Below are 20,165 nucleotides of genomic sequence, written 5' to 3' on the forward strand. Positions count from 1 at the left end.
GGACGAAAATGTCCGGTACGGCTATGCCGTACCGGACAGGGGGGTTTCTACAGGCGGGCCCACGCCTGGGTGAGCACGGTGCGGAGTATCGAGCCGATCTCGTCGAACTCCTTCGGCCCCGCGATCAGCGGGGGCGCCAGCTGGATGACGGGGTCGCCCCGGTCGTCGGCCCGGCAGTAGAGCCCGGCCTCGAACAGCGCCTTGGACAGGAAGCCGCGCAGCAGCCGCTCCGACTCCTCGGCGGTGAACGTCTCCTTGGTGGTCTTGTCCTTGACCAGCTCGATGCCCCAGAAGTAGCCGGAGCCGCGCACGTCGCCGACGATCGGCAGGTCCTTCAGGCCTTCGAGGGTGGCCTGGAAGACGGGCTCGTTCTTGGTGACGTGGCCGAGCAGGTCCTCACGCTCGAAGATGTCGAGGTTGGCCAGCGCCACGGCGGCGGAGACCGGGTGGCCGCCGAAGGTGTAGCCGTGGGCGAAGGTGTTGTCGCCCTTCTTGAACGGCTCGAACAGCCGATCGCTCGCGATCATCGCCCCGAGTGGCGAGTAGCCGCTGGTCAGGCCCTTGGCGCAGGTGATGATGTCGGGCACGTAGTCGAACTTCTGCCCGCCGAACATGGTGCCGAGACGGCCGAAGGCGCAGATGACCTCGTCGGAGACGAGCAGCACGTCGTACTCGTCGCAGATCTCGCGCAGGCGCTGCCAGTAGCCGGGTGGGGGCGGGAAGCAGCCGCCGGCGTTCTGCACCGGCTCGGCGACGACGGCGGCCACCGTGTCGGGGCCCTCCATCTCGATGGCGCGGGCGACCCGCTCCGCGGCCCAGAAGCCGTACTCCTCGGGGGTCATCCCCTTGATGCCGGAGATCTCGTCGGCCCGGTAGTGGTTGGTGTTGGGCACCCGGACGGAGCCGGGCACGAGGGGCTCGAACATCTCCTTGAACGCCGGGATGCCGGTGATCGACAGAGCCCCGTGCGGGGTGCCGTGGTAGGCGATCTGGCGGCTGATGACCTTGTGCTTGAGCGGCTTGCCGGTGAGCTTGAAGTACTGCTTGGCCAGCTTCCAGGCGGACTCGACCGCCTCGCCGCCACCGGAGGTGAAGAAGACGCGGTTGAGGTCGCCAGGCGTCAGGGCCGCGATCCTCGCGGCCAGCTCGGCCGCCTTGGGGTGGGCGTAGGACCACAGCGGGAAGAAGGCCAGCTCCTGGGCCTGCTTGGCCGCCGCCTCGGCCAGCTCGCCGCGCCCGTGACCGGCCTGGACCACGAAGAGCCCGGCGAGGCCGTCGAGATAGCGCTTGCCGTGGATGTCGTAGATGTAGGAGCCCTCACCACGCACGATGGTCGGGATCTCGGCCTGCTCGTAGGAGCTGTGCCTGGTGAAGTGGAGCCACAAATGATCCTGCGCGGCCTTGAGGATGTCGTTGTCCGGCTGCGTCATGTTTATCTTCCCTTGCCTTTGATCTCACCACAGTCTGCCTCTTCACTTCGGCTTTGCCAAGCGAAAACGTTGCGACATTCTGTGAGCAAGCCGAGATCCGCAGCAGCAACATGTAACTGCTACGAAATCCGCAGGTAGATTGATCCGCGGGTCATGCCGATCCCGCGCCGCGGGGCCGTGTGTGATGCAATGAGACGTTGACCGTTGAACAACCCCCGGGGGATCGTCCGTGACACCTGACCAGATCGAGAGCGCCGTCGCGGCCTCGATGCCACAGGCCATCGAGGAGCTGAAGCGGCTCGCCGCCATCCCCTCCGTCGCGTTCCCCGGGCACCCGGAGGAGCCCGTGTTCGCCGCGGCCGCCGCCACCGAGGAGCTGCTGCGCTCCACCGGCCTGCGGCATGTCCAGCAGGTCCCGGTCGAGGGCAGCTTCCCCGCCGTCTACGGCGAGTCGCCCGCCCCGCCCGGTGCCCCGACGGTCCTGCTCTACGCCCACTACGACGTGCAGCCCGCCGGCGATCCCGCCGCGTGGCGCACCCCGCCGTTCGAGCCCACGCAGATCGACGGGCAGCTGTACGGCCGGGGCGTCGCCGACGACAAGTCGGGCATCATCTCCCACGTCACGGCGCTGCGCGCGTTCCAGGGCCGGCTGCCCGTGGGCATCAAGGTCATCATCGAGGGCCAGGAGGAATACGCCGGCGAGCGCCTGGAGGCCTTCGTCGAGCGCAACCCCGACCTGCTGCGGGCCGACGCCATCGTGGTGGCCGACACCGGCAACCCACGCGTCGGCGACCCCGCGGTGACCACGTCGCTGCGAGGCATGGCGGGCTTCACCATCGAGGTCCGCACCCTGCGCGGGCCGGTGCACAGCGGGTCGTTCGGCGGCGCCGCCCCTGACGCGCTCGCCGCCCTGATGCGCATGCTGACCTCGCTGCACGACGACAACGGCGACATCCGGGTCCCGGGGCTGCCCAGGGGGTCGTTCCTCGGGCAGGGCCCGCCGGAGGAGGAGTTCAGGAAGACCTCGGGCGTGCTCGACGGCGTGTCACTGGTCGGCTCCGGCTCGCTGGCCGACCGGCTCTGGTCGTCCTACGCGATCACCGTGACGGGCCTCGACGTGCCGACCGTCTCCGGGGCGGTCAACGCGGTGCAGCCGGCGGCGCGGGCCCGCGTCACGGTCCGGGTGCCCCCGGCGGGCGATCCGAAGACGACGGTCGACGCGGTGGTGGAGTTCCTCCAGCAGGTCACGCCGTGGGGGGCGCAGGTCTCGTTCGGCGACTTCACCGTGGGTTCGGGCTTCCAGGCCGACTCGGGCGGCAAGGCCCGTTCGGCCCTCAACCGGGCCATGGAGCGCGCCTTCGGGCGCCCGCCTCGCGACGTCGGCGCCGGCGGCTCGATCCCGCTGGTCAACACGCTGCTCAAGCAGTTCCCGGCGGCCGAGATCCTGCTGTTCGGGGCGGAGGACGAAGACGCCGCCATCCACGCGCCCAACGAGCGGGTCGACCTGGAGGAGCTGCGCCGCGTCGCCACCGCCGAGGCCCTCTTCCTGCACGAGCTCAGCCTCCCGTCGGCCCTCGGCATCTGACCGCCCCGGGTCGCGGGTCCGGCCCCTGACTGGTCTTCCTGCGGGTCCGCCCGATGACTTTCCGGCCGTTGGCCGGTCTTCCTGTGGAACAGGACTTCGAGGAGGACTCATGGCCACGTTCGTACTGATCCATGGAGGCGGCTCGAGCGCCCGGGACTGGCACCTGGTCGTCGCCGAGCTGCGCCGCAGAGGGCACGACGCGGTGGCCGTGGACCTGCCGATCGAGGACGAGTCGGCGAGCCTCGGCGACTACGCCGACACCGTGGTCCGGGCCGTCGGCGACCGCGGCGACCTGGTCGTCGTGGCCCACTCGTGGGGCGGCTTCGTCGGCCCGCTGGTCTGTGACCGGGTCCCGGCCAATCTGCTGGTGCTGGTGACGGCCATGATCCCGGTTCCGGGCGAGCCGCCCGCCGACTGGTGGGCCAACGCCGGCTTCCACGCACCCGCGATGGACGATCCGGTCGCCGTCTTCCTGCAGGACGTCCCCGCCGAGGTCGCCGCCGAGGTGCTGACCCGGGGACGGGAGCACGCCGAGAAGGCGCTGCTGGAGCCGTGGCCGCTGGCCGCGTGGCCGGACGTGCCGACGAGGTTCCTGCTCTGCCGGGACGACCGGTTCTTCTCGCCGGCGTTCATGCGTGGGCTCGTCCGCGACCGGCTGGGCATCACGCCCGACGAGATCGACGGCGGCCACACCCCGATGCTGGCCCGCCCTGTGGAGCTGGCCGACCGCCTGGAGAGCTACCTCTGACGAGACGGTAGGTCGTAGACACGGGTGGACGCTGCTGCCGAGGCGACTGACCGATATCCGACGAGCGCCGGGGAACATAATGATCACATTTTCGCTACGCACGTGGGATTCGCACTGAGGCCAATGAAGGCCGGTTCACAGTGATCTCATGGGGAACAAGAGTCTTTACTTTCATGGTGCCGGTTTCGAGCGATCGGCCATTCACCTCGAGGATACGAGTACACAGCTCAAGACCCTCAGAGACGGCACAGGCACGTACGGAGGGACCTCGCTGCCGCCGTTGGCACTCGGCTTGGTCGGCGAGTCTGCGCGCTCACGCTACAACAATGGTCTCAAGGCGTTCCAGCGTCGGCTGGCGGAGGGCGTCGCCTCAGCGACAACCTTTCTCAGGCGGTCAAGGTCAGCAAGGACGGCTACCTGCAGGCCGAGGCCAAGAACCTCCAGCTTGTACTCCAGCGCGACGACCACGAATACAAGCCGCGCGACGATGACACGCCGTCCAATTTCCGCAACCTGAACCGCAAGCGCGAGGAGAAGGACTGGCAGTTACCCGGGATGACCTCTATGGCAGCCGTCGGCGCCAGTCTCGCGGCAGGAGCCGGGGTCATCGCTCGGTCCCGTGGCGCGATGACGAGCGCTCGCACCGCGATGCTGCTCCGGGTCGGCGCGGGCATGTCCGTCACCGCCGCCGCAGGCGTACTGATCTGGGCCAGTGCCATCATCCCCGACGACGAGCCCCTGAACCAGCACATGGACTACTGGCAGAACATGGCAGCGAAGCTGGACGCCACATTCGGCAGTGGTGATCCCGCGGGCAGAGAGGCTCTGTCCAAGGCCTGGAGCGGCGAGACCATGAAGGTGGCGGACCGTAAGCTCCGTGACTTCGTGACCGCGGGCATCCAGCTCTCCGACGAGGCCGTGGGGCGCGGATACGACCTGGCACAAGCGGTCGACAGGCTCAACAACCTGCACGACTGGACCTACCTTGCAACCGCGGTACAGATTGCCCTACTCATAGCGGTCCGTACGTACTCTCCGGTCAATCCTGCGGCTGCTCTGACAATGTCGTCACTCATCGGACATCGGCTGACATTGATGATTAGCCTCGTTTACGGCCTCATCGTCGCGTCCACCGGCGCGCTCTACGCGAACATGGACGGGCAGCCCACCAAGACCGGCCCAGCGAACGTGCCGCAGACGGACTTTCCGATGGTCTGAGGATCAGCGCCGTACTGAGGACTTCGCGAGTCGAGCGCGGGCTCGTCCGCGACCCTAATCGGGCGTCACGCCCGACGAGATCGACAGCGGCCACCCCCGATGCCGGCCCTGCCGGGAAGTCGGCCTTCTGGAGAGCTACCTCTGACGGACGGGCAGGTCGTAGACGCGGCGGACGCTGCTGCCGAGGCGGCGAACGTCGGCGCCGTAGACGTGGACGGAGACGCCCACCTCGTCGCTGGTGTTGAGGACCGCGTGGATGTCGCCCGGCGGGGCGAAGCCGCTGACCTCGCCCGGACGGTTGTCGGCGCGGCCGATCTCGGTCAGGTGGTCGCCGTGGTCGCGGTAGAGGGTCTCGTGCTCGATGCCACTGAGGACGCCGAAAGCGCACCACGACACGTGGTCGTGGATCACCGTGCCCTGACCGGGGCGCCACACGACCGCCACGATCGAGAAGTCGTCCTGGGCGTGCAGCACCTGCGAGACGTACCTGTCGGGGGAGCCCTCGCGCTCCTCCGGCGTGAGCAGGTCGAGCGACGGGAACTGGGCGCGGAGCAGGTCGGCGACCGCGAACGCGGTCTCACGGCGGTCGAGCCGGCGGGCGGTCAACGCTCCGACGCCCCGCACGAGCTCGTCCAGTCCTGGTCTGACGATGGTCGCCATATCCATGGTATCCCCCTAGGGAAAGACGCTAATCTGCCTTCCGTTTCCACCCTGCTACAGCTCACATCGATAGGTCCAACAGAAGTTCTGTTGCTCATCGATAGATAAGATTGATGAATGCTCGATGTCGTACGGCTACGCGTGCTCGTGGCGGTCGCCCGCAGGGGGTCGCTGACGGCGGCGGCCAAGGACCTGCACTATTCGCAGCCGTCGGTCAGCCACCATCTGGCCCGCCTGGAGGCCGAGACCGGCGCCCGGCTCATCCAGCGCGCCGGGCGTGGCATCCGGCTGACCGAGGCGGGGCGGCTGCTCGCCGAGCGCGCGGCCGACATCATCGGCCGGCTCGACGCCACCGCCGAGGAGCTGGCCGCGCACGTCGGGTTGCGCTCGGGCCGGGTGCGGCTGGCCGCGTTCCCCTCGGCGCTGGGCACGTTCGTCCCCGAGGCGGCCATGCGGATCGCCCGCGACCATCCGGGGCTGCAGCTGGAGCTCACCGAGACCGAGCCGCCCGAGGCGCTCAGGCTCCTGCGGGCCGGACGGGTCGACGTGGCGGTGATGTTCCGCTATGACGACACCATGCCCGAGGAGAGCGGCCTCCACCTGACCCACCTCCTCGACGACCCCAGCTACCTCGTCTCCCCGTCGACCAGGGAACCGGCGACCGGGCCGGCCGGCCAACCGGCGGCTGGACCGGCGATCAGACCGGCAGGCGACCCAGCCAGCGAACCAACCAGCGGACCGGCGGGCGCGTCCCCCAAGGCTCATAAGCCCGCCAGGCTGGCGGAGCATGCGGGAGCGGCGTGGATCGCGGGGTGCGATCGGTGCCGAAGCCATCTGCTCGACATCTGCGCCAAGGCCGGGTTCGAGCCGCGCATCTCGTTCACCAGTGATGACATCGTGGCCGTGCAGGCGCTGGTGGCGGCCGGCATGGGGCTGACCGTGCTGCCGGGGCTGGCGCTGGCCGCGCACCGCCATCCCGGCGTGACGGTCACCGAGGTCGCCGGTTCGACCAGGCACGTCCACGCAGCCGTCTACGGCGGGCCGCCGCATCCTCCGGCCACCGAGGCGCTGCTGTCAGCGCTTCGGGAGAGCCTTGACCACGTGTCCTGAGGGTGGCTCAGCGGGCTCACACCGATACTCGGGGTGCACGGGAGCTGGGTGCGCCGACTCAGAACCGCAGGCACATGATCACAATTCAACCTCGTGGCGCGTGATTCACCTCCTGCCGAACAGGAGGCCGGAGAGGATGATCGCATGACGGAGCAACCTCTTCAGGTACAGGGCGCCGGCCTGCGAAACTCGGCCATCAATCTCGATTTCTTCGCAAACGCACTGCTCGACACGCACCGCATGCAACGCGACGGGTACCCCCCTGTATCCGCGATGCCGATGGGGGCGCTGGGGATCATCGGCGAGGCGGCGCGCCTCCGCTACAACAACGGGTTCCGCGGCTTCAACGATCGCCTGATCGACGGCGTCCACTCTGCCAAGTTCCTGTCCAGAACCCTCATCCGCAACCTGGACGGATACACCGAAGCCGAGAACGCCAACGTGCAGGACCTGATCAGGATGCAGCAGAGGGGAAGTGGCTCCGATCTCGATTTCGGTCTGCTCGGTGACGATATCGTTTCCATCCCCGGCAATCCCCTGTTCGACGCTCATCGGGGCCTGAACAGGAACTGGGAAGGAATGACCCTGACGGCAGGGGCGACCGTCAGCGGGCTGACGGCGCTGGGGCTCCGTCAATTCATGGCCAAGAGTTCGCGGTACGTCGCACCGAGTCCCACCGTGTTCAACGAATACGAAAGAGCGCGCGTGGCGCTACGGAGTAGTCGTACCGCTGGATTACTCAAGCTCGCCGGACAAATGTCCTTGGCCGCTACCGTCGGTGCGCTGGCCTGGGCCACCGCCGTGGTCCCGAGCGACGAAGTCCTGGACGATCACGTCAATTACTGGGCAAGTGTGGCGCTGTCGTTAAGCAAACTCTTCGCCGGCGGCGATCCGGCGGAGAGATCTGTCCTTGCCCAGGCGTGGAGCGGTGATGCCATGGTCGCGGCCGACGCGAAGTTGCGCGCCTTCATAACAGCGGGCATCCAGCTCTCCGACGAAGCCGTGGCACGCGCCTACGACCTGGCACAGGCGGTGGCGAACCTCAACCTTCTCCACGACCTGGCCTTGGGGGTGACGGTGATGGGAGTCGCGGCGCTGGCCGGGATCCGTATTTTTTACTCCGTCAATCCCGTGGCCGCGCTGGCGGCGCAGGAGACCATGGGGCGCAAGATAACCATCGCCATCATGGCCGTTCAGGCCGTGCTCACCGCCTCGATGGGCATGGTGCTCTACGCGGGGATGGACGGGCAGCGCAGAGAATCCGGGCCCAGCAACGTGCCGTCACAGGATTTCCCTCGGGAGCTCGTTTAAGGCGTCGCCCAGGGCAGGTCCGCGGACGTGGCCCACCTGGTCTGGCAGGGCGTGCGCAAGTTGGTGCACCGTGAGCTGGCGGAGCAGGCCGCGGGCCCGGGAATAGTCGGCAAATGATCACGAAGTAACCACCTTTTCGTGATCCACTTCTGGTCGAGCCCAAGGTCCGGAAAGGATGACGCCATGGTGGAGCAGCCTCTTCAGGTCCAAGGCGCCGCTCTGCGGCACTCAGGCCTCAATCTCGACCTTTTCGCAGAGCAGCTGTTCACGTTGCACGGCGCGCAACGAGATGGGATGGATCCGGCGACCGCGATGCCGGTGGGCGCACTGGGGATTGTCGGCGAGCCGGCGCGCCTGCGCTACAACCTCGGGCTCCACGGCTTCAACGATCGCCTGGCGGACGGCTCCCACTCGGCTCAACATCTGTCCGAAACCCTCATCCGCAGCGCCGACGGTTACTACAAGGCCGAGGACGCCAACGTGCAGGCGTTGCTCGACCTGCCGGCCACTGATGCCTCGGAACTCGATCACGACCTCCTGTCTGAGCCCGTGTCCATGGACGGCAGGAGAAATCCCCTGTTCGACGCCCAGGGCTCGAACAGGGAGTGGGAATTGATGGCCCTGCTGGGTGTAGCAACCGCTGGGGGGCTGAGCGCGCTGGGGCTGCGTCACATGCTGGCCCAAAAGCGCTACATCAAGCACCCAGGCGACCGTCTATCCGAATACAGGCCGCCGGGGTCCCGGAGGTCCTTTTGGACCACCGAAACCGAACCATCGCGCATCGCGATACGGAGTGGCCGCACCGCCGGGTTGCTCAAGGTCGCAGGGCGAATGTCCGTGGCCGCCACCGTGGGCGCGCTGGTCTGGGCCACGGCCGTGGTTCCGAGCGACGAAACCCTGGACAATCATGTGAATTACTGGGCGTCAATGGCACGCTCGTTACACGAACTCTTCCGCGGCGGCGATCCAGCGAAGAGAGACGTTCTCGCACGGGCGTGGAGCGGTGATGCCATGGTCGCGGCCGACGCGAAGCTGCGCGCCTTCATGACCGCGGGCATCGAGCTCTCCGACGAAGCCGTAGGACACGCCCAGGACTTGGCGTCGGCGGTGAAGTTGCTCAACCGTCTCCACGATCATGTCTACGGGGTGACCCTGTTGGGAGTGTTGGGGTTGGCCTTGATCCGCACGTCTTACATGGCCAATCCCGTGGCCGCGCTGGCCGCGCAGGAGACCGCGGGACGGAAAATATCCACCCTCATCGTGAGAATGCAGGCGATGATCGCGGTCCTGACGAGTATCACGCTCTTTAGGACCATGGACGGGCAGCGCAAGGAACACGGACCGAAGATCGTGCCGGATCAGGATTTTCCTCGGGCGTAAGAGCCGTCAGCGCCAAGCGCAGCGCCGGAAATCCTTTGACCGCGTCCTTAGGATGGCCCCATGCCGGATCTCGCGACGCTCGCGCTCTTCTGCGCGGCCACCCTCGCCCTGCTCGTGGTGCCCGGCCCCGCCGTGCTCTTCATCGTCATGCGCAGTGTCGCCCAGGGCAGGTCGGCCGGCCTGGTCTCGGTCCTCGGCGTGCACGCGGGCTCGCTGGTCCACGTGGTGGCCGCCGCGCTCGGCATCAGCGCGCTGCTGGCCGCCTCGGCGACGGCGTTCACCGTGGTCAAGTACGCGGGCGTGGCCTACCTGGTGTGGCTGGGCGTGCGCAAGCTGATGCAGCGCGGGACAGACGAGGAGACCGTGGCCACCGAGACCCATTCCAGGCGGCGGATGTTCTGGGAGGGATTCGTGGTCAACGTGCTCAACCCGAAGACCGCGATCTTCTTCCTGGCGTTCCTGCCGCTGTTCACCGACCCGGCCGCGGGCCCGGTCGGGCCGCAGATCCTGCTGCTCGGGCTGTTCTGGCTGGTGCTCGGGATGGTCAGCGACGGCACCTACGCGATGGCGGCCTCGGCCCTGGCCGGGCGCCTGCGCCGGTCGGCCAAGGCTCGCCGCCGCCTCGACATCGGCAGCGGCGTCGTCTACCTCGGGCTGGCCGCCCTGCTGACGGGCGAGAAGGCCTGAGCCGGCAGGCGGGTGTCCGGTCTGACCTCACCCCGTGTCTACACGGCTACGAGCCGAACTCGATCACCACAGAGCTTGGTCATGTCGTCGATTTCGGAGGTGAGCATGACGACCGGCCGCTGTTGCCGTGTCGCCAGCTCCGCCACCACGGCGTCGATCGCGTACTTGTGACCATGCAGTCCGGCTCCGATCCGCAGCGCTGAGGCGGCTTTGGCCTCCTCTTCGCCAACGTGGACGATCCGCATACCGGACAGGAGCCAGGCGAGCCGGGTTTTGTCCGTTCGGCGGTGAGTGGCCTCGATGACGGTGAGAGCGCTGATCACCGCCTCCATGCCGCGGCTTGCCAGATGGGGGTCAGCAGGCGGATTCGGCCACCTGTCTGGCCCAGCGGTAGTCGGCCTTGCCGGCCGGGGAGCGGACCATCTCGGTCACGAACGCGTACGTGCGGGGCACCTTGTAGCCCGACAGTAATCGCCGGCAGTGCGCGTCGAGCTCCTCCGAGGCGACCTCGACGCCGGGACGCCGCTCGATGACGGCGGCCACCCTGTTGCCCCAGCGCTCGTCGGGCACGCCGGTCACCACCGCGTCGAACACGGCGGGGTGGCCCTTGAGCACGGCCTCGACCTCCTCGGGGAAGACCTTCTCGCCGCCGGTGTTGATGCACTGCGAGCCCCTGCCGAACATGGTGACGGTGCCGTCGGCCTCGACGGTCGCCAGGTCGCCGGTCAGCAGCCAGCGGGTGCCGTCGGCGTCGGTGACGAACGTCCGCGCCGTCTTGTCCGGGTCGTTGTGGTAGCCGAACGCGATCCGCCCGGCCTTGGCCACGGTGCCCAGCTGTCCCGAGCCCGGCTCGACGGGCCGCAGCTTCTCGTCGAGCACGGCCAGCCCGGAGGTCGCGTTGGGCTGGTAGCGCAGCCCCTTCTCCGGCGAGGAGCCCTCGACGCCCGAGGCGGTGAAGCCCGACTCGGTGGAGCCGAAGTTGTCGAGGATCATCACGTTCGGCAGCAGTTCCTGGAGCCGGTCGCGGACGGCGCCGCTCAGGATGGCGCCGGTGGAGCTGACCGCGACCAGTGAGGAGACGTCGTAGCCGCCCCGTTCGAGCTCTTCGCTGAGCGGCCTGGCCATCGCGTCGCCGGTGATGTTGACGGTGAACACCTTCTCCCGCTCGATCGTCCGCCACACGTCGGCGGCGTCGAACTTGCGGACGTAGGCGATGGTGGAGCCCATCCACCAGGCGATGAAGGTGGCCATCTGCGCCGCCCCGTGCATCAGCGGCGGCGCGGCCATCATCACGATCGGGTTCGCCTTGACGGCCTCGTCGACGACCTCCTGCGGGGTGGCGCGCGGCTCGCCGTACGGGTTGCCGCCGCCGAAGGCCATGAACAGGTCCTCGACGTGCCACATGGCGCCCTTCGGCATGCCGGTCGTGCCGCCGGTGTAGATGATGTAGACGTCCTGCCCGGAGCGTGGGGCGAAGCCGCGCTCCGGCTTGCCGCTCTCCAGCGCCATCCAGTACGGCACCGCGTCGCGGGTGGCCGGCTGCCCGCCCACCGCGATCAGGTGCCGCAACTCCGGGGCGTCGGGGGCGACGGCGGCCACCCGCGACTCGAACTCGACGTCGTAGAACAACGCCCGGATGCCGGAGTCGCGGTAGAGGTAGAGCAGTTCGGCTTCGACGTAGCGGTAGTTGACGTTGATCGGCACGGCCCGGATCTTCAGCGCGGCGAGCAGCGCGGCGATGTACTCGATGCCGTTGTAGAGGTGGATGCCGACGTGCTGGCCGGGCCCGACGCCCCGGTCGAGCAGGTAGTGGGCGAGCCGGTTGGCCTCGGCGTCCAGCTCGGCGTAGGTGCGCCGTTCGTCGCCGCACACGACGGCGACGCGGTCCCCGATCGCGTCCGCGAGCGCTTCGAACAGGTCAGCGTGGTTGAACTCCATCCGGACCTCTTCTTCCTCGGTTCGAGGGTGTGCGGGTGTCCCCCCTGGTCAGGGCTTCTCCCGTCCGACGATCCACATCGCGAAGAACTGGGCTCCCCCGCCGTAGGCGTGGCCGAGCGCGAGCCGGGCGCCGTCCACCTGGTGCTCTCCCGCCATCCCGCGCACCTGCAGCGCGGCCTCGGCGAATCTGATCAGTCCGGACGCGCCGATCGGGTTGCTGGACAGCACCCCGCCGGAGGCGTTCCACGGGATGTCACCGTCGAGCGCGGTGGCCCCCGACTCGGTGACCTTCCAGCCCTCTCCTTCCGCGGTGAATCCCAGGTTCTCCAGCCACATCGGCTCATACCAGGAGAACGGTACGTACACCTCGGCCACGTCGATCTGCCGCCGGGGGTCGGTGATGCCGGCCTGCCGGTAGACGTCGGCGGCGCAGTCCTTGCCGGCCTGCGGGCTGACCGTGTCGCGCCGGGCCCGGGACATCGGTTCGGAGCGCATGGCCGCACCGTGCACCCAGGCGGGCGTGCCGGTGACCTTGTCCTCCGACGACAGGACGATCGCGCAGGCGCCGTCGCTGGACGGGCAGGTCTCCAGGTAGCGGATCGGCTCCCACAGCATCGGCGTCGACTCGACCATCGCCCGGTCGATGCCGGGGATCCTGAGGTGCGCGTACGGGTTCTTCAGCGCGTTCAGCCGGTCCTTGACCGCGACCAGCGTGCCGATGTGGCCGGGGGCGCCGGTCCGGCGCATGTACTCGCGGATGTGCGGCGCGAAGTAGCCGCCGGCGCCCACCACCAGCGACGAGCTGAACGGCGGGTGGGTGGTCAGCGCCCAGGTGGCGTTGGACTCCGACTGCTTCTCGAACGCCACGACCAGCACCCGGTCGTGCACGCCGCCCTGGATGAGGCCGGCGCCGACCAGGGCGGTCGAGCCGCCGACGCTGCCCGCGGTGTGCACGCGCATCATCGGCTTGCCCGCCGCGCCCAGCGCGTCGGCCAGGTAGGACTCGGGCATCATGACGCCCTCGAACAGGTCGGGCGCCTTGCCGATGACGACCGCGTTGATGTCCTTGAAGGTGAGCCCGGCGTCGTCGAGCGCCCTGAGCGCGGCCTCGCGGACCAGGCCGGCGATCGACACGTCCCTGCGTTTGGTCGTGTAGTGCGTCTGGCCGACGCCGATGACCGCGCATCTGTTCACTGGTCGCTCACCACTCCTCGTTCGCTACGCGGCCTCGCCGGGTCATGGGCTCACGCCTCCAGGACCGCGACGAGGTTGTGCTGCAGGCAGGGGCCGCTCGCGGCGTGGCCCACGGTCCGGGAGGCGGTGCCGTCGTGGATGCGCCTGGCGGCCTCGCCGATGCGGATCAGCCCGGTGGCCATGACGGGGTTGGCGGCGAGCGGGCCGCCGGAGGGGTTGATCACGGTGTCGCCGGGGAGTTCGAGCGCCCGGCGCAGGATCGGCTCCTCGTGGGCGAACTGGGTGTGCAGCTCGGCCACCTCGACCGCACCCTTGCCGACCCCCGCGGCGCGTGCGGCTTCGGCCGCGGAGGTCGACCGGGCAAGATCCCGCATACCCAGGTAATGGGGCTCTATGCGATGGGCGATGCCCCTGATGTAGGCGGGGTTCGGGCACAGCCTTGTGGCCAGGTCGCCCGTGGCGAGCACCACGGCGGCCGCGCCGTCGGTGATGGGGGCGATGTCGGCGGTCTTCAGCGGCTCGACCGCGAACCCGTCCGGCACCTCCTCCGGCAGGTCGAGCGCGTACGGGTTGCCGCGGCCGTCGGCGCGGCTGCGCCGGACGATCTCGTCGAGCTCGGCGCGGTCCACGCCGGCGGCCGCGGCCTGGAGGGCGGCGACGGAGAGCTGGTCGAGGCCGAGCGGCGCCAGGTAGTAGGGGTCGAGCTGGAGTGTCGTGATCGTACGCAGGTCGCCGAGTGACGACTTGCCGAAGCCGTACACCAGGGCGCTGTCGATGTCGCCGTGCTGGAGCCGCACCCAGGCCTCGTAGAGCGCCCAGGCGCCGTCCATCTCCACGTGGCTCTCGGAGATCGGCGGCCAGGCGCCGACCGCGTCGAGCGCGGAGACGAACGAGAACGGCGCACCGGCGAGGTAGTCGCAGCTGCCGGAGCAGGTGAATCCGAACCGTTGGAGCCCGGTGCGCTCCTTGACCTCGTTGATCACGGGCAGGATCATCTCGGCCTCGGAGAGGCCGGTGTCGTGGTCGGTGTGCCTGGTCTGGGCGAAGGCGACGATGGCGACGTCTCTCATCACTGCTCCACGTCTCTCATCACAGCTCCACGTCCGGCTCGCCGGTGGGCGCGAACCACCGGACGTTCGCCATGGACGGCGTCCACTCCTCGCGCGGGATCCACTCGGCCCGGACCCGCATGCCCTGCCGCACCTCGTGCGCGGGGACCCCGCCGACCAGGGCGATCAGCGGGCTGTCCGAGCCGTCCAGCAGGATGTACGCCGAGACGAACGGCACCTCGGGGGCCCGGGGATCGGGCAGGTTGTTGATGGCGAAGGTGGTGATCGTCCCGGTGTCGGGCAGTTCGACCTGCTCGGTGATCACGGTGCCGCACTCCGGGCAGGAGCCGCGTAAGGGCACGTAGACCTGGCCGCAGGTGGCGCAGGAGCCGCCGATGAAGACGCCCCGGCCGACGCCTTCGAGGAAGACGCCGAGCGCCCCGCCGGCCTGGAGCCGGTATTCGGCGCGCACCTGGGACACGATCTTCGTCACCTCAGGAGCGAAGTGTGAAATGTCGGTTATCTGGCCATCGCGGGCCTGACGCCAGACCGGCCACACCCTGGTCCCGGGCGCCAGCGCCTTCGGGTTGCCCGCGTCCACGGCGTGCACCAGCGAGGTGTCGGCCCCGTCGAGCTTGATGGTCGCCCAGGCGAACGGCCGGTCGAGCGGGTGTCCGGGGCGGGGCTCGTGCACCCAGGCGCTGGCCGTGACGGTCCCCGCCGGACCCACCTCGACGTACTCCGAGGTGACGGCGTCACCGGTGGCCGGATCGTACTCCAGGGGCGGCACCAGCACCGTGCCCTCGGCGGTCCGCACCCCGACGATCCGGCCGGCGCGCAGCTCGGTCAGGAACCGGCCGATCACCGGCCCGGTGGTCCGGGTGTAGCCGCCGGGGAACTCCAGCACGTGCCGGGCGACCAGCGCCCCGCTCTCAGATGGCACGGTCGTGTCCCTCCCAGTAGGGGGCACGGAGTTTGCGTTTGAGCAGCTTGCCGTTGGGCTCGCGGGGCATCTCCTCGATGAAGTCGATGGTCTTCGGCCACTTCATCCGGGCCAGCCGTCCCTCCAGGGAGGCCAGCAGCTCGTCCACCAGGTCGGGCCCCGGCTCGACCCCCTCGGCGGGCTCCACCACGGCCTTGATCTGCTCGCCCCACTCCTCGTCCGGGATGCCGAAGACGGCGACGTCCGCGACCTTGGGGTGGACCATGAGCTCGTTCTCGATCTCGGCCGGGTAGATGTTCGCCCCACCGGAGATGATCATGTCGGCCTTGCGGTCACAGAGGAAGAGGAAGCCGTCCTCGTCCAGGTAGCCGATGTCGCCGACCGTGAAGTAGTCCTTGAGCCTGCTCGCCTGCGTCTTGGCCGGATCGCCCTTGTACTCGAAGGTCGCGCCGAGCATCTTCATGTAGATCGTCCCCGCGGTCCCGGTCGGCACCGGCTCGCCCGCGTCGTCCACGATGAGCAGCTCGCTGATCGGCCAGGCCGAGCCGACCGTGCCGGGGTGGGACTTCCAGCCCTCGGGGGTGGCCAGGGTGCCGCCGCCCTCGGTGGCCGCGTAGTACTCGTAGACGCAGTCGCCCCACCACTCGAACATGGCCCACTTCACAGGCACCGGGCAGGGCGCGGCGGCGTGGATCATCCACTTCAGCGAGGACAGGTCGTACGCGTGCCGGGTCTCCTCGGGCAGCGCGAGCAGGCGCTTGAAGTGGGTGGGGACCATGTGCGAGTTGGTGATCCGGTAGCGCTCGCAGAGCCGGAGCATCTCCTCCGCGTCCCACTTGTCGGTGAACACGATGGTGTGCCCCATGTGCAGGGCCGTGCCGCCGAACTGGGTGACGGCGGTGTGGTAGTTGGGCGAGGTGACCAGGTGGGCGTTGGGCTGCCCCGGCGTGATGCCGAACAGGCCCAGCAGGAACGTCATCAGCTCGGCGGAGTCGTCGGGGTCGAGCCCGGAGAGCTGCCGCCTGACGCCCTTGGGCTTGCCGGTCGTACCTGACGTGTAGTGCATGGTGGCCCCGGCCGTACGGTCGGGTGGCGTGGTCTCGGGCCTGCCGTCGATGAGGTCGCCGATCGGGCGGAACCCGGGCACGTCGCCGCCCGGCAGCGCGAAGCGGCGCTCGGGCGCCAGCGCCTCGGCTCCGCGCGCCCCTTCCACGGCGTGCCGGGGATGCACGAGGAAGGCCTTGGCCTCGGAGTCGGCCACGATGTAGGCGATCTCCGGGCCGGTCAGGTGCCAGTTGATCGGCGTGTAGTACCAACCGGCCTGCAACGCCGCCAGGTAGAAGACCAGGCCGTCGGCCCCGTTGGGCACCAGGGCGGAGAAGCCGTCGCCGGGCCGCAGGCCGAGCTCCCGGAGGCCGTGGACGAGCTGGTTGGACCGGGCGAGGAGGTCGCCGGCGCGATGCTCCGTGCCGTCGGGGTCCACGGCGGCGATCCAGTCGGGATCCGCCTGCGCCAGCCTCCAGAAACCGAGCGTGCCCATGGAACTCCTCGTCAGTGTTCGGTGCCGGAGACGGCCGAACCCACAAGCGCACGACCGGCCCAGGCAGGCGAAACGAGAACCTGTTCTCGTTTGCTTGGGCAGCGTAACCCGCCGGTGAAGAGGGGAGCAAGCGCTTGATTAGACCGGTTCCGGCACCCGGCGCGCTATCATCGGCGGCGTTGAACAAGCGTTTGATTCAATCACCTCGGAGGCTCTCGTGGAACTCCTGCCGATCAGCACGTCCCACTGCCGCGTCGAGCGCGACGGCCAACTCGTGATCGTCACCATGGACCGGCCCGAGGCCCGCAACGCCCTCTCCTCCGACATGCTGATCGGCCTGGCCTCGGCCTGGGCGTACGTGACGGCCGAGCCCGAGGTCCGGGTGGCCATCCTGACCGGCGCCGAGGGCACCTTCTGCGCGGGCGCCGACCTGAAGGCCATGGGCCAGCCGTCCACGGACCCCGAGGTTCGGGCCCGCGCCGCCGAGATCGCCAACTACCACTGGAAGGGCCTGCTCCGCGAGGACCTGCCCACCAAGCCGATCGTCTGCGCGGTGGAGGGCCACGCGGTCGCGGGCGGCACGGAGCTGCTGGTCGGCACCGACCTGCGGGTGGTCGCCGAGTCGGCGACCCTGGGGCTCTTCGAGGCCAAGCGCGCGCTGTTCCCGATGGGCGGCAGCGCCGTGCGGCTGGCCCGCCAGATCCCCTACTGCCACGCCATGGACCTGCTGCTCACCGGCCGCCCGATCACCGCGGCCGAGGCCCTGACGATGGGCCTGGTCAACCGCGTGGTGCCGGACGGCCAGGCCCTGACGGTGGCCCGGGAGATCGCGGCCGACGTCGCCGCCTCGGGCCCGCTCGCCGTCCAGGCCATCCTGCGCGCCTACCGCGACACGCTCGGCCTGTCCGAGCCCGAGGCGCTGAAGGTGTCGGACGAGCTCGGCTGGCCGGTGATCGGCTCCGAGGACGCCCGCGAGGGCGCCCGCGCCTTCAAGGAGAAGCGCCCCGCCACCTACCACGGCCGCTGATCCCGGTGACCGTCGTTCCGGTGTGAGTCAGTCGTCGGTGATCTGGCCGAGGCGCTCCAGGGCCTCGGTGTACTCCTCGACGAGCGAGTACATGACGTCACGGGTGGAGCGCACCTGGTTGGTGATGCCGATGATCTGGCCCGCCGGGAAGGTGGCCAGCTCGGCGGCGTCGGAGCGGCCGATACGCCGCAGGGCGTCGGAGACCAGCATGAACTGCAGCGGCATCGGCAGCGTCCCCGGCGACTCCTGGGACTCCCAGGCGTCGGTCCACTCGTTCTTGAGCAGCCGGGCCGGCTTGCCGGTCCAGCTGCGGGAGCGGACCGTGTCGCGCGAGGTGGCCTCCAGGATGCGCTCCTTGGCCATCTGGGGCGTGTCGGCCTCCTCCACCGTGAGCCAGAGCGAGCCGGTCCAGACGCCCTCGGCACCCAGGGCCATGCCGGCGGCCATCTGGCGCCCGTTGCCGATCCCGCCGGCCGCCAGCACCGGCACGTCGACCGCGTCCACGACCTGCGGAATGAGGACCATGGTGGAGATCTCGCCGGTGTGTCCACCGGCCTCGGTGCCCTGCGCGACCACCACGTCGACGCCGACCTCGACCTGCTTGAGCGCGTGACGCGGGGTGGAGGCCAGGGCGGCGACCTTGACGCCGTGGGCGTGGGCCAGGTCGACCACGTCGGCCGGAGGCGGCCCGAGAGCGTTGGCCAGCAGCGCGATCGGATGCCTGAGCGCCACCTCGACCTGTGGGCGCGCGGTGGCGTCGGTCCAGCCGAGCAGCACCTTGCCCGCTTCGGCGTCGGCCGACAGGGCCGGCACGCCGTGGGCGGCCAGCAGGTCGTCGACGAACTTCCGGTGGCCCGGGGGGATCATCGTCTGGAGTCGGCCGACCAGCTCGTCGGCCGCGAAGTCCGCGCCCTCGTAGGAGGCGGGCATGACGACGTCGACGCCGTAGGGCTTGCCGTCGACGTGGTCGTCGATCCACTTGAGCTCCATTTCGAGCTCTTCGGGGGTGAAGTAGAGGGCGCCGAGGACGCCCATTCCGCCGGCGCGGCTGACCTCCGCAACGACGTCCCGGCAGTGACTGAACGCGAAGATCGGTAGTTCGATCCCGAACATCTCCGTGACACGTGTCCGCATATACCGACAATACGACCGGCTAATAACGAACTGCAACGCGTTCTACTCTAGAACCTTTCATCGGTACTGGCCAGTAACCTTGGTCGAGAACCCGTTCTAATTACGTAGCGTGACAAGCCGGCCGGCCGCCAGAAGGGGGTCCGGGCAGCGAAAAGGGCCCCGCGCGACGCGGGGCCCCGGAAGGACGGTCAGGACTCGCGGGAGCGGCGGCCGAGCATCACCCCGGCCACGACCAGCACCACCCCGATGACCAGCAGCACGAGCGGGATGATGTTGCGCAGCAGGTTGATCTGGCTCTTGCCCTCCTCCGCGCTCTGCACCAGCTTGCCGACCGTCTCGTCCGTCATCTTGGCCACGGCGACGAAGGCCACCGAGCGCTCGATGCCGTCCTGGGTCTTGAGCACCTCGTGCCGCTGCTGCTCCTGCTTGACCGGAGCGCCGGTGGCGGGCTCGATCCAGTAGGTGACCTTGCCGTCGTACCAGCGGTCCACCTGCACGTCGCCGGTGGTGTCGGTCATGCCGAGCACCGAGGCGGGAGCGGTGAGGGTCGAGGTCTTGGTCGGCGGCACGTCCTGCTCGTAGACGTAGACGGGCAGGCCGCCGACGTTGTCCTCGCGGACGAAGCGCGCGTCGAACGCCTTCATCGCGCTGGAGTTGAACACCTTGTAGGTCTTCTTCTCCGCGTCGAACGGGAACTTGTAGATCTGGCCCTCCAGCGTCACCGGGGCCTTGGCGACGTTGACGCCACAGCAGTTCACGCCCACGCCGGAGTACTTGTCGAAGGCGCTGCGACGGTCGCTGAGGTCGATCTGCGGACGTCCGTTCGTGATGTCGTTGACCACGGTGGCCTCGTCCCAGACGACGCGGTTGGAGTTGGCCTCCTTCACGTCGCCACGGGTGGTCACGATGATGTCCAGGTCGGCCGTCAGCACCTTGAGGTCCTGCTTGGAGAAGTACTGCGCGCCCTTGGCCTCCAGGTGGGTGATACCGAACTGGTTCGCGGGGGCAGAAATGATCTTCTCTGCCGCCCAGAATTTCACGAGCGGGGCGAGTGCGATGAAGAACGCACCGACCCCGATGAGGACGAGCGTGGAGATGCGACCCATCAACGGCCTCCGCGATCCTAGAACCTGTTGTTATCTTGCTCGAACATCCGGCAACAAAGTATGACAGTGCGTGACATGCGTCACCGTCCGGAACAGAGCCGCAAT

18 protein-coding genes are annotated in these 20,165 nt (G+C 68.9%); 8 read left to right on the forward strand and 10 right to left on the reverse strand.

Annotated elements, in window-relative coordinates; translation table 11 throughout:
* Nucleotides 1-47: 47 nt before the first annotated feature.
* Nucleotides 48-1,430: an aspartate aminotransferase family protein gene (locus tag IEY82_RS15155; RefSeq protein WP_189124740.1), complete on the reverse strand. Its 1,383-nt coding sequence runs from the start codon at nucleotides 1,428-1,430 to the stop codon at nucleotides 48-50.
* A 229-nt stretch (nucleotides 1,431-1,659) separates the two neighbouring features.
* Between IEY82_RS15155 and IEY82_RS15160 the strand changes: the two genes are divergently transcribed.
* From IEY82_RS15160 to IEY82_RS15170, 3 genes are all read left to right on the forward strand, one after another.
* Nucleotides 1,660-3,015 carry a dipeptidase gene (locus tag IEY82_RS15160; protein ID WP_189124741.1) on the forward strand — a complete coding sequence of 452 codons (1,356 nt, stop codon included), beginning with the start codon at nucleotides 1,660-1,662 and terminating at the stop codon, nucleotides 3,013-3,015.
* 109 nt (nucleotides 3,016-3,124) lie between these two features.
* A complete protein-coding gene (locus IEY82_RS15165; protein ID WP_189124742.1) occupies nucleotides 3,125-3,763 on the forward strand; it encodes an alpha/beta fold hydrolase in 639 nt (212 codons plus the stop codon).
* A gap of 564 nt (nucleotides 3,764-4,327) precedes the next feature.
* Nucleotides 4,328-4,981 carry a hypothetical protein gene (locus IEY82_RS15170; RefSeq protein WP_189124743.1) on the forward strand — a complete coding sequence of 218 codons (654 nt, stop codon included), beginning with the start codon at nucleotides 4,328-4,330 and terminating at the stop codon, nucleotides 4,979-4,981.
* A gap of 135 nt (nucleotides 4,982-5,116) precedes the next feature.
* Here IEY82_RS15170 and IEY82_RS15175 read toward each other — a convergent pair whose 3' ends face one another.
* A complete protein-coding gene (locus IEY82_RS15175; protein WP_189124744.1) occupies nucleotides 5,117-5,647 on the reverse strand; it encodes a cysteine dioxygenase family protein in 531 nt (176 codons plus the stop codon).
* Nucleotides 5,648-5,758: 111 nt separating this feature from the next.
* Here IEY82_RS15175 and IEY82_RS15180 point away from each other — a divergent pair, with 111 nt between their 5' ends.
* The 4 genes from IEY82_RS15180 to IEY82_RS15195 all read left to right on the forward strand — a co-directional run bounded on the left by IEY82_RS15180 (nucleotide 5,759) and on the right by IEY82_RS15195 (nucleotide 10,129).
* Nucleotides 5,759-6,751, forward strand: coding sequence for a LysR family transcriptional regulator (locus IEY82_RS15180; RefSeq protein WP_189124745.1), 993 nt, complete (start codon nucleotides 5,759-5,761; stop codon nucleotides 6,749-6,751).
* Between the two features lie 144 nt (nucleotides 6,752-6,895).
* Nucleotides 6,896-8,062 carry a hypothetical protein gene (locus tag IEY82_RS15185; RefSeq protein WP_189124746.1) on the forward strand — a complete coding sequence of 389 codons (1,167 nt, stop codon included), beginning with the start codon at nucleotides 6,896-6,898 and terminating at the stop codon, nucleotides 8,060-8,062.
* 183 nt (nucleotides 8,063-8,245) lie between these two features.
* Complete coding sequence (locus tag IEY82_RS15190; protein ID WP_189124747.1) at nucleotides 8,246-9,442, forward strand: hypothetical protein; 1,197 nt, start codon at nucleotides 8,246-8,248, stop codon at nucleotides 9,440-9,442.
* A 60-nt stretch (nucleotides 9,443-9,502) separates the two neighbouring features.
* A complete protein-coding gene (locus IEY82_RS15195; RefSeq protein ID WP_189124748.1) occupies nucleotides 9,503-10,129 on the forward strand; it encodes a LysE family translocator in 627 nt (208 codons plus the stop codon).
* A 38-nt stretch (nucleotides 10,130-10,167) separates the two neighbouring features.
* Here IEY82_RS15195 and IEY82_RS15200 read toward each other — a convergent pair whose 3' ends face one another.
* From IEY82_RS15200 to IEY82_RS15225, 6 genes are read right to left on the reverse strand one after another with little or no spacing between them, the layout of a single operon-like run.
* Nucleotides 10,168-10,461, reverse strand: coding sequence for a DNA-binding protein (locus tag IEY82_RS15200; RefSeq protein ID WP_189124749.1), 294 nt, complete (start codon nucleotides 10,459-10,461; stop codon nucleotides 10,168-10,170).
* 22 nt (nucleotides 10,462-10,483) lie between these two features.
* A complete protein-coding gene (locus tag IEY82_RS15205; RefSeq protein ID WP_189124750.1) occupies nucleotides 10,484-12,067 on the reverse strand; it encodes an acyl-CoA synthetase in 1,584 nt (527 codons plus the stop codon).
* Nucleotides 12,068-12,115: 48 nt separating this feature from the next.
* Entirely contained in the window at nucleotides 12,116-13,261 is a 1,146-nt protein-coding gene (locus IEY82_RS15210) for a thiolase family protein (RefSeq protein ID WP_189124751.1), read from the reverse strand.
* Nucleotides 13,262-13,311: 50 nt separating this feature from the next.
* Complete coding sequence (locus tag IEY82_RS15215; protein WP_189124752.1) at nucleotides 13,312-14,331, reverse strand: thiolase family protein; 1,020 nt, start codon at nucleotides 14,329-14,331, stop codon at nucleotides 13,312-13,314.
* 19 nt (nucleotides 14,332-14,350) lie between these two features.
* A complete protein-coding gene (locus tag IEY82_RS15220; RefSeq protein WP_225262713.1) occupies nucleotides 14,351-15,253 on the reverse strand; it encodes a Zn-ribbon domain-containing OB-fold protein in 903 nt (300 codons plus the stop codon).
* The gene (locus IEY82_RS15225; RefSeq protein WP_189124753.1) at nucleotides 15,243-16,793 is read right to left on the reverse strand and encodes an acyl-CoA synthetase; all 1,551 of its coding nucleotides are present in this window, start codon (nucleotides 16,791-16,793) and stop codon (nucleotides 15,243-15,245) included. Before IEY82_RS15225 ends, IEY82_RS15220 begins: the two co-directional genes overlap by 11 nt.
* A gap of 217 nt (nucleotides 16,794-17,010) precedes the next feature.
* Between IEY82_RS15225 and IEY82_RS15230 the strand changes: the two genes are divergently transcribed.
* Nucleotides 17,011-17,820, forward strand: a complete 810-nt coding sequence (locus IEY82_RS15230) for a crotonase/enoyl-CoA hydratase family protein (RefSeq protein ID WP_189124754.1) — start codon at nucleotides 17,011-17,013, stop codon at nucleotides 17,818-17,820.
* A 27-nt stretch (nucleotides 17,821-17,847) separates the two neighbouring features.
* Here the strand turns inward: IEY82_RS15230 and IEY82_RS15235 are convergent, their stop codons facing one another.
* Both IEY82_RS15235 and pgfA read right to left on the reverse strand, forming a co-directional pair.
* On the reverse strand, nucleotides 17,848-18,954 hold the full coding sequence (locus IEY82_RS15235) for an NAD(P)H-dependent flavin oxidoreductase (protein WP_189124755.1): 1,107 nt from the start codon (nucleotides 18,952-18,954) through the stop codon (nucleotides 17,848-17,850).
* Nucleotides 18,955-19,142: 188 nt separating this feature from the next.
* Nucleotides 19,143-20,060 (reverse strand): cell envelope lipid trafficking protein PgfA, encoded by a 918-nt coding sequence (gene pgfA / locus IEY82_RS15240; RefSeq protein WP_189124756.1) that lies wholly within the window; start codon nucleotides 20,058-20,060, stop codon nucleotides 19,143-19,145.
* Nucleotides 20,061-20,165: the final 105 nt, after the last annotated feature.

It is taken from the genome of Nonomuraea cavernae (assembly GCF_014646355.1).
Lineage (GTDB): Bacteria > Actinomycetota > Actinomycetes > Streptosporangiales > Streptosporangiaceae > Nonomuraea > Nonomuraea cavernae.